8 protein-coding genes are annotated in these 13567 nt (G+C 46.3%); 2 read left to right on the forward strand and 6 right to left on the reverse strand.

The features are described from left to right. Nucleotides 1–266: 266 nt before the first annotated feature. Nucleotides 267–6167, forward strand: a complete 5901-nt coding sequence (locus AC14M5_RS09485) for an Ig-like domain-containing protein (protein ID WP_484029416.1) — start codon at nucleotides 267–269, stop codon at nucleotides 6165–6167. Nucleotides 6168–6379: 212 nt separating this feature from the next. On the opposite strand, the gene AC14M5_RS09490 is transcribed toward AC14M5_RS09485, so the two are convergent. After that, a complete protein-coding gene (locus AC14M5_RS09490) occupies nucleotides 6380–6952 on the reverse strand; it encodes a LysM peptidoglycan-binding domain-containing protein (protein ID WP_484029417.1) in 573 nt (190 codons plus the stop codon). Nucleotides 6953–7188: 236 nt separating this feature from the next. Between AC14M5_RS09490 and AC14M5_RS09495 the strand changes: the two genes are divergently transcribed. Further along, complete coding sequence (locus AC14M5_RS09495; protein WP_484029418.1) at nucleotides 7189–8421, forward strand: ATP-binding protein; 1233 nt, start codon at nucleotides 7189–7191, stop codon at nucleotides 8419–8421. 140 nt (nucleotides 8422–8561) lie between these two features. Here AC14M5_RS09495 and AC14M5_RS09500 read toward each other — a convergent pair whose 3' ends face one another. The 5 genes from AC14M5_RS09500 to AC14M5_RS09520 all read right to left on the reverse strand — a co-directional run bounded on the left by AC14M5_RS09500 (nucleotide 8562) and on the right by AC14M5_RS09520 (nucleotide 13565). Continuing rightward, nucleotides 8562–10442 carry an ATP-binding protein gene (locus tag AC14M5_RS09500; RefSeq protein ID WP_484029419.1) on the reverse strand — a complete coding sequence of 627 codons (1881 nt, stop codon included), beginning with the start codon at nucleotides 10440–10442 and terminating at the stop codon, nucleotides 8562–8564. Between the two features lie 13 nt (nucleotides 10443–10455). Beyond that, nucleotides 10456–11652 carry a hypothetical protein gene (locus AC14M5_RS09505; protein ID WP_484029420.1) on the reverse strand — a complete coding sequence of 399 codons (1197 nt, stop codon included), beginning with the start codon at nucleotides 11650–11652 and terminating at the stop codon, nucleotides 10456–10458. Nucleotides 11653–11733: 81 nt separating this feature from the next. Then, nucleotides 11734–12477, reverse strand: coding sequence for a hypothetical protein (locus AC14M5_RS09510; RefSeq protein ID WP_484029421.1), 744 nt, complete (start codon nucleotides 12475–12477; stop codon nucleotides 11734–11736). Then, complete coding sequence (locus tag AC14M5_RS09515) at nucleotides 12464–12922, reverse strand: hypothetical protein (RefSeq protein WP_484029422.1); 459 nt, start codon at nucleotides 12920–12922, stop codon at nucleotides 12464–12466. The genes AC14M5_RS09510 and AC14M5_RS09515 overlap by 14 nt, the downstream gene beginning before the upstream one ends. Beyond that, complete coding sequence (locus AC14M5_RS09520; protein ID WP_484029423.1) at nucleotides 12915–13565, reverse strand: hypothetical protein; 651 nt, start codon at nucleotides 13563–13565, stop codon at nucleotides 12915–12917. Before AC14M5_RS09520 ends, AC14M5_RS09515 begins: the two co-directional genes overlap by 8 nt. Nucleotides 13566–13567 lie beyond the last annotated feature (2 nt).

Here is a 13567-nt window from a genome sequence, read left to right on the forward strand (position 1 = left end):
AATTTTCCTCTACAATTTCAAACAGAAAAATGATGTCCTCATCATTATACTATCCTTGATAATGCGGATACATTCTATGATAAACATCTCTCTGGAAGTTGACGGCTTAAGTCGGACACTTGCATGAACGCCAGTGCGATGTTGCCAATCCGACCTACATTAGGGAACATCTCAAAGCTTAATCCCGTCTTATATCCGCGATTCAAATTAAGGCCACTTGACATCTCACTTTACAAGGTGCATACTCAATTTGGGAGGCAGGTACAATGAACAACAAACAACTACTGCGTGTGTTGGGCGTTCTCATCATCGTCGCATTGACGCTTTCACTTACACAAAGCATTTTTTTTGATAACGCACCTCTTTCCATAGAAGCCGAGTCAACGGGGCCGCGTGTGATCGCGCAAAATCCAATAGAGGGGCAGCGACTAGATCTTTCTTCGTCGATTGAAATCACATTTGACCGTGACATGGATCAGGTTAAAACAGGCGATGCATTCTCGCTTCTCTCCGACGGGAAAGCTGTTCCCGGCCAATTGACCTGGCTCGACGCCCGAACGCTTTCATTCACCCCCGATTCACCCCTGAATCCTGGCACAGAACATCTCGCCACTTTTTCCACGCAAGCCACTGCAACTGATGGCACATCTCCCCAGGAAAATATTGAAATTGAATTTAAAACAGTCGAAGCCTTGGCGGTGGCTCAAGTATTCCCCGCACCTGATACATTAGATGTGGACCTGACCTCAAGCATCACAGTTATCTTTAATCATCCTGTTGTGCCTGTGATTATTATAGAAGAGCAGAGCAAACTACCTCAGCCATTGAAATTCATACCGGAACTCAAAGGCAGGGGTGAATGGGTGAATTCGTCGGTGTATGTGTTTCAGCCAGAGGAAATCTTATTAAGCGGAAGCAGTTATCGGGTCAGCGTGGAGGCGGGGTTGAAGGACACGCTCGGCAACGCGCTGGATGACACTTATAGCTGGGGGTTCAGCACGCGCGCGCCATCCATCGCTTATTTTTCACTGGAAAACGGGGAGCAGAATCCATCCGAAGAAGTGAAAGATGTTCCACTTGGTCAGCCATTCATTGTGACCTTTCAACAGCCGATGGATCAGGAAAGCACGGAAGCCGCGGTCAGTATTATCAACCGCGAAACGTCTGAGGCGTTCCCCGTGATTTTTACATGGGATGAAACTTTCACCACACTCAAGATCGAGCCAAAAGAAAAATTCAAGATCGCGAGTTATTACGAGTTGACCATTTCAGACAACGCACAGGCAAATGATGGCGGCAACTTGCAAGAGGGGTTGACCGTGCAATTTGCAACTGTACCGCTGCCTTCCATCGTAAGCGTATTTCCAGAGGCAGATTCGGAAGAGACCGGGTTTTATTCCACGATCACCTTTGCATCGCCAATGGATTTCGATAGCATGAAAGGCAAGGTCAAGATTACGCCTACCCTTGAGGGCGAACCGAATACATATTACAACTCATACGATAATACTTTCAATATTCTAGGGCTTTCCCCCGCCACAGATTACATTATCCGCATACTGCCTGGCATGAAAGATTTGTATGGCAACACCATTAAAGATGAGTTTTCATACACATTCAAAACGGGAGATTACTCCCCGTATGTGCGGCTCGTCCTGCCGTGGACTCCGCTTATATATCGTGCGGAGGGAGCACAGGAAGTTTATTTTGAACATCTGAATGTGGATGAGGCAACCGTCTCCCTTTACCCGATTACCCTGGATGAGTTCGCCAAGTTGACAAATGGTAATGTTGAAATGGGAAACTTCAAGCCGCAAGTGAATGCGGTGCGCGAATGGAAAATCGAAGCAGGCGAAGAGAGAAACCTTTTAGAACATGAACTATTCAAGTTTGCCGATGAAAATGGAAAACCGTTGGAACCGGGGTATTACTTTATCGGTGTGAACGGGAAACCGCTGGATTACAAGGGTAATTTTTATCAAGGCTATCTGTTCATCGTCGCGACTGACAACGTCACCTTCAAGGCCACGCCCACGGAGGGACTGGCCTGGGTAACAGATTTGGAAAGTGGCGCACCACAAAAAGATGTTCCCGTGAAGTTTTACAACGACAAATTTATTAAGATCGGCGAGACAACTACAAACAAGGATGGATTGGCTTATCTTAATAATATAAAGGGCGTAAATTACGCGAGTGTGGAAAATAAAAACCACTTTGGTTTTACCGCATTGTATTGGGGCAGCGGTGTGAGCGCAGGTGATTTTGGCCTTTATGAAAATTATTATGGGGGCACATCAAGCCTGTTTGGTTACCTATACACAGACAGGCCCGTGTACCGCCCTGATCAGGAAGTATTCTTCAAAGGCATCCTGCGAGCCAATGACGACCTGCATTACAGCCTTCCCAAACAAAAGCAGGTCTATGTGGTGGCGGAGCAATGGGGAGAAAAAATATTCGCAGAATACGTGCCCGTCAATGAGCAAGGCAGTTTCAGCGGGGCGATCAAGCTCGCACAGGATGTATCGCTGGGTGAATATAATATTTACTTCTATAAATCATCTTCACAATCTGAAGCGCCGATCAGTTCGGTGAGTTTCAATATCGCAGAATATAAAAAGCCAGAATTCGAAGTGAGTGTTGCGCCAGATAAAACAAACATCCTCGCTGGAGATACTGTCAACTTTGGGCTGGAGGCAGAATATTACTCTGGTGGCCTTCTAAAAGACGCGCAGACAAATTGGTTCATCGAATCTGCAACTTATTATTTCACACCAGCATCTAAATACAGCCAGTACAGTTTTATGGATTGGGACCGTGATGTGTATTGGTCACCTGATAGGGGCGTCAGCACGGACGTTGTGAACGAAGGCCAGGGTGTGACAGATAAAAACGGACATCTTGAGATTTCGCAAGCCTTTGAATCTGGCGAAGAGAAGATCAGCCAGCAAATGTCTTTTTACACCAATGTGACCGATGTAGCTGGTAATAGCGTCAGCGGTGGCGCGAACGTGGTCGTGCATCAAAGTGAGTTTTATACGGGCATCCGTTCGGAGAGATATATCGGCACGAAAGGCGAGGAACAGCCTTTCAGCATTGTTGTGCTCGGTTGGGATTCGCAACCGATTGCGGGGCAGAAAGTTACAGTCAATTTTGTGGAGCGGCAGTGGTTCAGCGTGCAGAAAAAAGATGAGCAAGGGCAGTTACGCTGGGAAACGTCGGTGAAGGAAATACCTATCAGTAAACAGGATGCAGTTACCGGCGCAGATGGAAGCGTGCAAGTGAACTTCATCCCGCCCAAAGGCGGAGTCTATAAAGCGCTCGTGACCGTGCGTGACTCAAAAGGAAACTCGCATCAATCTTCGACCTATATCTGGATTGCCAGCGAGGAAGATATTTTCTGGAGACAGACCAATGACCGCGCATTCAGCCTGATCGCGGATAAGGAAATGTACGCGCCTGGCGAGACCGCTGAAATTTTGATCGCACAGCCATTTGGGGGGAAGGTTTATGCGCTGGTCACATACGAACGCGGCCACATCTACAAACAGGAAGTGGTTTTGCTCGAAGGCAACAGCACGATTTACAAATTACCAATTACTGATGAGTTTGCCCCAATCGCGTACGTGTCTGTCACTGTTATCAGCGGCGCAGAAAACACTGGCACGCCCGATTTTAAGATCGGCATGACGCAGATCAATATAGACACGCAGCAAAAGACGATCAATGTCTCGGTGACTGCGGATAAAGAATCCGCGGGGCCTGGGGATGAGATCACATACACGATTGAGACAAAAGATATTAAGGGCAAACCTGTTTCGGCGGATGTCTCACTCGCGGTGGTGGATAAGGCTGCGCTGGCGTTGGCCCCATCCAATTCTCCACCCATGCTGGAGAGCTTTTATTCCAAACAGTCATTGAGTGTGGTCACTGCGCTTGGCCTGGTCTCCAGTGCAGACGAATTCAATGCCAACTATCGCAAGAGCATTCCAGATGGGCAAGGCGGCGGAGGTGGCGGCGGAGGTGAGGCTGGCATTATCACCGTGCGCGAGAATTTCAAGGATACGGCAGTATTCGAAGCGCAAGTCACCACCGATGAAAAGGGCATGGCACAGGTCAAGGTAAAATTGCCCGAAAACCTCACCACCTGGTCGGCAGATGTGCGCGCCGTCACCCAAGACAGTCGCGTCGGGCAGGCCACCAGTGAACTGGTCAGCACCAAGCCGCTTTTTGTTCAACTGCAAACGCCGCGCTTCTTTGTGGTTGGTGATGAAGTTACCGTTGGGGCGACGATTCTCAATAACACGGATGAAAAGCTGAGGGTAAGCGTACATCTCGATGTGGAGGGAGCAACCTTGTTTGACGGAGCGAGCCAATCCGTCTTTGTGGAAGCGAAAAGTCAGAATTACGTCACCTGGTATTTGACCATCGAAGATGTCACACGTGTGGATTTGACGGCCGCCGCAAATAGTGGACACTACACAGATGCCAGTAAACCCGTGCTTGGAACATTATCAGATCAAGGCATCCCCGTTCTCAATTTCACTGCCATAGAAACGGTCGGTACCTCAGGCATGATCACCTCGGCGGATTCCGTCACCGAAAGCATTCTACTGCCAACAACGCTGAATTTTGACAACGCGGATCTATCCATAGAAGTTTCACCCTCACTCGCCGCATCCATGGAATCGGGTCTCAACTATCTCGAAGATTATCCATACCTATGCATGGAGCAAACCATCTCGCGCTTTTTGCCGAACGTCATCACAACGCGCGCCCTGGAGGCGGCTGGCATTCCATCGCCAAAACAAGCTGGCCTGGATGCACAAGTCAATGCCGCACTGCAAAGGATTTACGCGAAACAGCTCTATGATGGCGGCTGGAATTGGTGGGATGGCGAGTTCAGTGATCCGCAGACCTCTGCATACGTTGTATATGGTCTACTCGAAGCAAAAGAATCTGGATATGAAATTTCAGAAAGCGTGCTGAACAACGGCATCGCTTATTTGAAGGATAATCTCCCCGATCTCAGGCGCAACGATTCCTCGTGGCAATATAACCGCTACGCCTTCATGCTCTACGTTTTGGCGCGCGCAGACGAGCTTGGCGCAGGACAGACCAACTTCATCTTTGAACATCGCGCTTCGTTGGATCATTATGGAGAAGCTTATCTTGCGCAGGCGATGTATCTACTGGACCCTGAGGACTCGCGCATCTCCACGCTTCTATCTGACCTGGCAACTGCCACAATCCAATCGGCCTCTGGCGCCCATTGGGAGGAAGCCGCCAAAGACTATTGGAACTGGAACTCAGACACGCGCACGACCGCCATCGTCCTAAACACCTTCGTGCAAATTGACCCGAAGAATCCCATCACCGCCAATGCGGTCCGCTGGCTGATGGCTCACCGCGATAGCGGACATTGGTATTCAACGCAGGAAACAACATGGTCACTCATCGCGTTGACCAATTGGCTGGTTGAATCGAAAGAATATGAAACCGATTACAAATATGCAATTGGACTCAATGGTGATTTGTTGCAGGAAGGTCAATCAAATAAAGATAACTTAACAGACACAGTCAACCTGCAAATACAGTTAGAAGATCTGTTGAAAGAGCAAGCCAATTCTCTCGTCCTCACCCGCGGACGCGGCACGGGCAATTTATATTACACAGCCTATCTCAGTACCAGCCTGCCCGTGGAATCCATCCCACCCTTGGATCAGGGCATGAGTCTCTCGCGTGAATACTTCACCTTGGATAATTCCAAAAAGCCCATCACTGAGATAGAGCGCGGCGAGTTGGTTAAAGTCCGCTTGACCATAGTAGTACCCGCAGCGGTGCATTACATCGTGATCAATGATCCGCTCCCAGCGGGGATGGAAGCGATTGATTCGTCTCTGGCTACAGATACAGCAGTTCCCACGTCCTATACTGTGCAGGATTACAAAGATCGTGGCTGGGGCTGGTGGTATTTCAGCCACGTTGAATTGCACGATGAAAAAGTGGTGCTCTCCACAGATTATTTACCCGCCGGAACCTATGTGTACACTTACATCGCACGCACCAGCACAGCTGGAACATTCAAGGTCATCCCACCCACCGCCTCTGAGTTTTACTTCCCCGATGTCGGCGGAAGAGGCGCGGGTAGTGTGTTTGTGGTGAAGTAGTTATCATGCTTCGCCCTGAGCGGAGTGACGAGTGCTCTTCGATGAACGAAGTCGAAGGGCACTTGGATATAAAGTGATTGCTAGCTTGAATCCCTGTCCTTCGACTACGCCGCACAAAAGCAAATGCGTGCGGCTCCGCTCAGGACGAAAGATTATCATCGAAGAATCAAAATCGCCGAAGTCAAATTGACTTCGGCGATTAAGTTACATCCCTACCAAACGCGGAGCACTTGTCCGGGGTAGATTAAATTTGGGTCCCAGATGGTCGGGTTGAGAAGCTGTAGGCTGTACACAGATGTGCCATAGAGACTGGCGATGATGCGCAGCGTGTCTCCCTTTTGCACAGTGTAGTAGACCGCGACTGCGGGCAGATTGATGACCTGCCCAGTGTAGATCAAACTTGCATTGTATATCTGCGGGTTGACCGCCAGGATAGCGCTCACGGTAGTCCCTTTTTTTGCTGCAATTTTCGCGAGCGTATCACCCCATTGCACTGTGTAGGTTGATCCACCGGAGGGCGGATAGTAAACAGGAGCAGGGGTGTAGCCTGTGGGAATGTACAACACCTGCCCCGCATAAACCCACCAGCCCAGCCCTGGGTTGGCAGCTCGTATGGCATCTACCGTGGTGCCACAGAGCCTGGCGAGACTGCTCAGGGTATCGCCCCATTGGACGGTGATAGAACTGGCACAGCCAGACCATGCCAGCACACTGCCAGTTGACGCAAAAGATGCGGACAAAATTGCAACGACTACGATCAATTGAAAGATTCTCTTTATAGCCATGGTATCCTCTTTTGTACGATCTGATCAAGAATAAACACAACTGAAAACAAAACCCAGAAATCTGGGCAACGATACGCACGCCAGTTGGCGAATCAGTTTATGGAAGCCACAAAAAGACTTACGAAAGAGCCGTCGATCACACTATACAACAATTTTTCTTCAAATACAATTCGTCATAGTTTTTATCATTCAAAAGCAATTATCACCCACACTGGCCGCAGTTATAATTTATCGCAATGAATGAGACCCAACTTTTCGATAAGATTTCCCTCTTACGCCTGGCATTCAACGGCCTGACGGACGATGAGTTGCAGGAGATGGCATCTCTGACTCGCATCTGCATCTATCCGCCAGAATATATTTTGTGCCATGAAGGTGCATATGAGGAAATTTTTTATATTGTCGCGGACGGCAGCGCTGCCATCAGCAAGAACATCAGCGAAGATGACGGTGAACGGATTCTACGAATCGCAGGCAAGGGTGACCTGGTGGGAGAAATGGCGCTGATCCAAAATGTGCCGCGCTCGGCCACCGTGGGTACACTCACCGAGTGCACCGTGCTGGAGATGGACAAAAAGGATTTTGAGACCATGCTCAGCCGAAGCCCCAGCATGGCCATCAACATCATCCGCACCACGCTGGATCGTATCCGCGAGAACGACCAGATTGCGATCAGGGATTTGCAAAGTACCAACAAGGTATTGCATCATTTGGACCGCAACAAATTGGAATTCATTCAGGTCGCCGCGCACGAACTCCGCACCCCGTTGACTGTGCTTAAGGGCTATGTCAATGTGCTGCGTTCTTTCCCCGAACTAAAAGCAAATGCCGCGCTGAACGAAGTCATGGACGGCATTCTCAAAGGCGCGGACCGTATGCACGAAGTGGTCAACATGATGCTGGACGTAACTCGCATCGACAGCGAGACATTAAAGATCGCCATCATACCTGTGCCATTGAAAAGGATTCTCAGTGATATAGCAAAGGATTTTACAAAGGCCGCCGCAGAACGCAATATTGAATTGACCATCGAGCAGGAGGAAGGCACGCCCAATATCAACGGCGACCCCACTTTGATCCAAAAGGCTTTGTATCACCTGATCGTCAACGCCATCAAATACACTCCCGATGGCGGCAAAGTATCATTGCGTTCGCGCCCGATCATGTTGGAGAAGAATACACCAGGGGTGGAGATCAGCATCAAGGACACGGGCATCGGGCTGGATGCCGAGCACCATGAGTTGGTATTCGAAAAGTTTTATCAAGTAGGCAGCGTGGACATTCATTCATCAGGGAAGACATCCTTCAAAGGCGGCGGGCCTGGTTTGGGGCTGGCAATCGTGCGTGGTGTGGCGCGGGCACATGGCGGCAAAACCTGGGTGGAAAGTTCATGCCATGATGAAGTCAATTTGCCTGGTAGCACGTTTTATTTGCAGTTGCCTGTTGACCCGTCGAATCCTTCAGCTTAGTGAAGATAGAAAAAGTGCTGTCCTTCTTTTAGATAGCACTTTTTTATTTCGAATATCTCACTATGCTTGTTTATCCTTTTACGCAAGTTCCCGTCTTCGGAGTACCACACAGTTTTACTGATACTCAGTGAAGATTGAATCTAATCAATCATTCTCAATTTACAAGGTGTTGGGTTGATGGCCACCAGTAAGGGGCGTGTCATACTGGTCATTGACACAATAGCTTGCCCAGGTGCAAGGTTAGGTAGCCGATTCCATAGATTCTCATCAATTCCACCAATAGAATGTTTTAGGCGAGCAATTACGTTAGCATCAGTAATTTTATGCAAGATGTAATTGTTAATTAAGCCTAACACTTCATCGGGCAAATGTTGCGGCAACTGGGTTACAAACACCAAACCAGTCCATCGTTTGCGGCCGCGTCGAGCTATTCGAGCTACTTGCTCAAATAGATTCTGCATTTTTGAAATACGTTCTCTTGATAAAAACTCATGAGCTTCTTCAATGACGATCATAACAGGTGTAATCACGCTCTGATTTTTGGTAGCGTCGGAGTAAGCCTTATCTTGCGTTTGTTGAATTCCTCGAAGAATATTTGAAATAACTAAATTATTCACGGTAGTAGAGTCGGTATCGCTTAGGTCAATTATTAGTGTACGCCCTGCGCTGATCAAAGTATCAAATCGAATTGGCGGCGCCTTAGGATTATCAAAAATTTCCATGCGGTGCAAGCGCCAGATTTTTCCCAATAACGCCTTCCAGCTAATTTCATTATTTGTTTGGAGTGTAGCAACTCGTTGTTCTATTTGCTTTTTTGCTTTTTCATCTTTAAAGAGAGGATTGTGAGGCACATATTCTGTATGAGAAAGGTGATTAAGGACGAAACTCGCAATGTCGATCAGGTGTAATAATGTCATCTGCGGATACCCAGTCTCAAATTCGTTTAATTCTAGTATGGCATTTTCATCGCTTTGATTGCTCTTCTTCGGAAAGATACCTAAATCGCGCAGTATTAATTTGGCAATATCATAGGTTTTGAAAAACCTGTCAATCTGCGCATCAGTAAGCTCAAGTATTTCTGCTACTGCATAAGGAGATAAGCTAGAAAATTCCAAGCTAAAAGAACGAATACTTGCACCATTCTCCTTTAATGCAGTAGTAGATCGACCCACTAAATGCAATACATACAACTCTGTTATACCTTTGGGCTCTAAATCTGCTCGATGAAGAAGCTTAATCATGGTTTGATCTTGAGTAGGTTGGTTAATGGCCGTGTATTCACCCTCAGTATCAATTACAACAGTGCAGAGTTTGGCAGAAGAGAATTGGCTGATTAATCCAGAGACGGTAGTAGATTTTCCACCGCCAGTAGTACCCAAAATTCCCACATGCCTAGGTAGGACAGACTTTCGTTTTGAAGGAATTTGCACTTTCATATCTTCAAAGCCAACAGCATAGCCGAGATCCATGTCGTTTAACAAGCCAAGGATATTCCGTGTTTCATTTTCATCAAGAGCAAACACAGGGCTATTAGGTAATGGACGAAAACGTGGTGGCTCAAGAATTCCATCTAGTTCCTGACCAAGTATTTGAACTTGAACTCGGCCATGATATCGAGGCATAAACGTTGCCCCTCGTACCGTGGTTGTAACAACAATTGGAGCATCTGCTCTTAAACCATCTGGTTCCGCAAAGGGGCCTTCTACAACAACACCTAGATATTGCCGATCATCACCCCCCTTATCTTTGGCTCTACTTTTTATTCGAGTAAGGGATTGAGATGGCAATTTCCCAATATTTTGTGGTGGTAATAACACGGTGACAGTATTATCTTTGCTAGTCGGAGTGTCATACATAGTCCTTCCAACCGAGCCCTCAAACTCAGATCCCTCTACAAATTCTCCGTCAGTTTTATCGATTTCATTTTCAATTTGATGGGCAAATTCATCATCCATTTGATGAATAATATTTTCATTGTTTCCATTTTCTCTATCCACATTTTCTATTGATGTTGTATTCATAATCCTCTCCTTGTTATCGAGTACGTGTTTCTCGTTCGCCCAGATATCGGTAAGGCTGACCAGCCTCAATATATGCATTGTGAACCGATGGAACAAAACTATTCATGCCAAAGGTGGTTTTGCATACAGCATCAGCGAGGTCGATGAGCATCGGAAAACCGCGATGCTCTTGTAGTATGCTATCTGCCATTGCTATATGTGCAGCCATTTCAGCACAATCCTCATGTGCATAAAAAACATGTACGGGTGATGCATCCCAAACTCTATATAAGCCAATAACAATTTTAGGGGCAATATCATCTCGCAAATGTTCCATCAGTTTTCTTGTTACGCGATAATGGCCTTGACTAACCATCAAATCAATGTCAGGTTGCAAAGACTCAACAATTGCAAATTCAAGCGGATTGAGTGCGTTTCCAATCGTTAGCAGGTGACGCTTGCTTACAGCGGTAGGTACAAAAACGAAACGTTTATGTTGCGCATACCAATCAATTAAGTCTATACTTTTTTTCAACATTTCTACTTTATTCGCCCAGAAACCGGTTAATAACTCATAAGGAACAATATTGCCATGCCCCAATCTCCACAACGCAGTAGATTTGTCCTTTAGGAACGCTCTCTCTGCATACGCCATGATTCCGCGCCGAGCTAATTCACTGAGCTCGCCCACGCCTGTACCTGGCGCTTCGCGTTTTTCTCTTTTCTCCAAGAGCTCTAAAATTTCTTCTACTGGATTACCTAAACTAGATCGCAAATCACGCCTAAATAAACGGTGACCCCAAGAACCTTGCTCGCCATTGTAAGAAACCAAGCAAACTCCGATTTGCGTGATTGTAAGTGGGAGCGTATCATGAACGATACTAATTCCATCACAAGCCTCGACGCCACCATTAAACAGGAGACCCGCATGTATTCGCTCAATATCTTGTCGTCTCGCCTGAAAAACCCCTGCATTTTTAGGAGCATTTGGTACGTATTTCAATCTTGAAAAAACAGTTTCACGAATAGCTTGTCGGTAACCATCTTCGCGCGAGACTGCATCAGCAACCTCTCTCTCAAGACGTTCATAAGCCTCATACAGATTCTCGCCAGTCCTCCAAGTATCTAAATCTAGTGTATCGTGAATGGACTCGTCAAAAATTCCCTCATATTCTGAAATATTATGAGTGCTCTTGACAACATTTTTTGAAGTTTGAGATTGATAGGCCATAACCGTAGTCCTCTTTTTTATCTAGTAGGTGTTCCGCTTCAGAGGTCGAAAGTTCGACATTTATGTTTGTCCAAAACAGCTTTACTTGGAGCGACGTATGGATTCGGTCCACGACGGGCCTTTGTTGACGCTTCTTAACATGTTATCTCCATACCACTTAGCTATTGGGAGTGGCAAACCAAAGTTGAGAATTAGAGTTTGTGTAATTAAATCAAGTCTGCCAGCGAAGTCCTCTTCAGAGATATCTACCTTACTAAAAACATCATTTGAAGGAGCTAGTAGTTCTAAAGCAATTCTGTCTGCCTTATTTTCAACCTTCCAAACGTTGCTAAGATCGTTTGGAATTTCGCGCTCCATTAAGTTTGTATTTACGCCTATTTTTACGCCTTCTAGCAATGAACCAACTCTTTCAGTAATGGTTGGCTTCCTTATCCCATCTAATATTTCCACGATTGATTGCCCATATCGTTGTTTGGCCTTCTCGCGCGGTATTAAATAATCGAGCAAAAAGTGAGCCACCTCATGCGCAATTGTGAATCTAATCTCATCAAGTGGGTCGCTACCATCACAAAACAAAAGACCTTTTCCTTGAAAAGCGATTAGGCATCCTCGAATCGGGCGGCTTTGACAATTAAATAAATAATTAATGTTTCTGAATCTAAGCCAAGATTCGATGTTTCCCAATGCGAGCCGAGGCAACTTAATTATTGCAATTGGGAGAGCCAAGATAGCGACTCTTTCTAATGAGCGAGGAAACGACTCGAGCTCTCCAGCAGATTTCCAAAAGTAATCAATAACGTCGCTAGATTCATTATCCAGCCGCATTGCCATCCTCATCATCACTCTGATCATTTTGCGGGTCGGCGTCAGCATCAGTCATGTTATCGCTGTCTCGAGCAGCCGCGAAAACTCCCGGCCTTTCAGTTAAGTGATTGTCCGTCATATCTACTCTTGATTGGGACGAGAATATATCCAAGCTCTCCACTTGACGAATAATATTTGCAATTAAAGAATCGTTTATGCTGGTGTAGGAAGATATTTGCTTAATTTGATTATGAAATTCTGGCGATTCAGTGTTAGGACAGGCGCATAAAGCAAGCCGAACTAGCATTTCCCTAGAAATTTGCAATCTTTCTAATAATTTGTTTTCAGAAAGCTTTTCCTGACGCTGATAGGATGCCAATATCCACGCCATATACCTGCGATCTTTTTCGAGGCGTTGAGCCAAGGCCGCTAATTGTTCCAATGTTCTAGAAGGTGAGTTATTCATACAATCCGCTTAGCTGGTCTGGAGTTATGTTACGAAGTAAGGTTTTCTTAATTCTATCTTTATGCCTTTTCACGATGGTGCGCTGCTCCTCAATTGATAAATCTTGCAACCCTAATAGCTTTGAGAACTCATCTGTTGCTCTAATATTTTCCATTAATAACTTGCAAATCTCCTGATCTATAGGATCAGGCAAATGCTCCTTGATAATAGCCCAAACTAGCGAAGTATTTGCAATTACCAGTTCTTCCACATTATCATCACTGGTAAGAATCGCTGTTTCTACTATGTATTCCCCATTCCCTTCGGAAAGTTCGACATCTTCATCCAGTGGAATGTAATTCTTCTTGTCACGGGCTAATAGATTTCGTAAATCCCCCTCCGCACTCATCAGTAAATAGTTCGCCAGACTACCTTTTTCGGGATTATATCTTTCAGGATTTTCTTTGTAACTATAAAACGCGTCGACTACGACAGTATTAATCAAATCTGGGTCATATAAAGCAAGGTAGCGTTTAGCCAACTTTTCCGAAACCCACGGTATATGGCTCTCCGCAATTTCTGCGAAAGCAGTTGGGTCTCTTCCAATCATCCTTAGGTGAAGTTCTTTTCCTAAGCCATCCATCTCCCTAGGCGAACTTGTCATTT

It is taken from the genome of Candidatus Villigracilis sp. (genome assembly GCF_057083605.1).

What these genes read in the sequence shown, in the direction of transcription:
- AC14M5_RS09510 (WP_484029421.1), bottom strand. Translation starts at nt 12,477, where the DNA reads ATGCGGCTGGATAATGAATCTAGCGACGTTATTGATTACTTTTGGAAA.
- AC14M5_RS09520 (WP_484029423.1), bottom strand. Translation starts at nt 13,565, where the DNA reads ATGACAAGTTCGCCTAGGGAGATGGATGGCTTAGGAAAAGAACTTCAC.
- AC14M5_RS09505 (WP_484029420.1), bottom strand. Translation starts at nt 11,652, where the DNA reads ATGGCCTATCAATCTCAAACTTCAAAAAATGTTGTCAAGAGCACTCAT.
- AC14M5_RS09515 (WP_484029422.1), bottom strand. Translation starts at nt 12,922, where the DNA reads ATGAATAACTCACCTTCTAGAACATTGGAACAATTAGCGGCCTTGGCT.
- AC14M5_RS09485 (WP_484029416.1), top strand. Translation starts at nt 267, where the DNA reads ATGAACAACAAACAACTACTGCGTGTGTTGGGCGTTCTCATCATCGTC.
- AC14M5_RS09490 (WP_484029417.1), bottom strand. Translation starts at nt 6,952, where the DNA reads ATGGCTATAAAGAGAATCTTTCAATTGATCGTAGTCGTTGCAATTTTG.
- AC14M5_RS09500 (WP_484029419.1), bottom strand. Translation starts at nt 10,442, where the DNA reads ATGAATACAACATCAATAGAAAATGTGGATAGAGAAAATGGAAACAAT.
- AC14M5_RS09495 (WP_484029418.1), top strand. Translation starts at nt 7,189, where the DNA reads ATGAATGAGACCCAACTTTTCGATAAGATTTCCCTCTTACGCCTGGCA.